This window comes from Wenzhouxiangella sp. YN9 (genome assembly GCF_056324165.1).
Genome location: NZ_JBJNIP010000030.1, coordinates 1 through 327 on the forward strand (window position 1 = coordinate 1; position 327 = coordinate 327).

General features: G+C 49.2%; 1 protein-coding gene. It reads right to left on the reverse strand.

The annotated features are described in order from the left end of the window. Positions 1-156: 156 nt before the first annotated feature. Positions 157-324: a helix-turn-helix domain-containing protein gene (locus ACEWQ0_RS00130; RefSeq protein ID WP_476484123.1), complete on the reverse strand. Its 168-nt coding sequence runs from the start codon at positions 322-324 to the stop codon at positions 157-159. Positions 325-327: the final 3 nt, after the last annotated feature.

Below are 327 nucleotides of genomic sequence, written 5' to 3' on the forward strand. Positions count from 1 at the left end.
CGGCATGAGATGAGCAGGATATCACTCAACATTGCCCGAGCAAGTCGCAGATGCAGATCAAATCTACGTAATGATTCTCATTTATCTGTTTCGCGCAAATAACCGAAAAACCTTGCGGTAAGGCTAATGCGCAACCAACTAACACGTCATGGAGAGTTAAAATATGGTCTTAACGCCCTGCACTTCGATATTATACTTACGCATCTTACGATAAAGCGTCGGCCGGCCGACCCCCAATGGACGAGCCGTAGCGGCAATATTTCCCGCACATTGATGGAGCGCCATTAATACCGCATCCCGCTCCGTTCGTTCGAGCGAAGCCACCTC